The 559-nt window shown below is 66.0% G+C and carries 1 protein-coding gene; it reads left to right on the plus strand.

What is annotated here, in order from left to right; translation table 11 throughout:
- Window positions 1–559: RHO alpha subunit C-terminal catalytic domain-containing protein (locus AQJ64_RS44910; RefSeq protein ID WP_280529306.1), on the plus strand; the 559-nt coding region annotated here is incomplete at both ends.

Raw genomic sequence — 559 nt, forward strand, 5'->3', positions numbered from 1 at the left:
CCTCTCCGTCGGCAAGCGCATCACGTACGACGTGAAGGCGAACTGGAAGCTCATCATCGAGAACTTCATGGAGTGCTACCACTGCGCCACCATCCACCCCGAACTCACCGAGGTGCTCCCGGAGTTCGCGGACGGCTACGCGGCCCAGTACTACGTGGGCCACGGCGCCGAGTTCGGCGAGGAGATCCAGGGTTTCACGGTGGACGGTTCCGAGGGCCTGGACCGCATCCCCGGGGTGGCCGAGGACCAGGACCGCCGCTACTACGCGATCACCGTCAAGCCGCAGGTCTTCATCAACCTCGTCCCCGACCACGTCATCTTCCACCGCATGTACCCGGTGGCCGTCGACCGCACGATCGTCGAGTGCGACTGGCTGTACCTGCCGCACGTCGTGGAGAGCGGCAAGGACGTCAGCCGGTCCGTGGAGCTGTTCCACCGGGTCAATGTGCAGGACTTCGACGCCTGTGAGCGCACCCAGCCCGGCATGAGCTCCCGGATGTACGCCAAGGGCGGGGTCCTGGTGCCCAGCGAGCACCACATCGGCGCCTTCCACGACTGG

Source organism: Streptomyces griseoruber (assembly GCF_001514205.1).
Taxonomy (GTDB): Bacteria; Actinomycetota; Actinomycetes; order Streptomycetales; family Streptomycetaceae; genus Streptomyces; species Streptomyces griseoruber.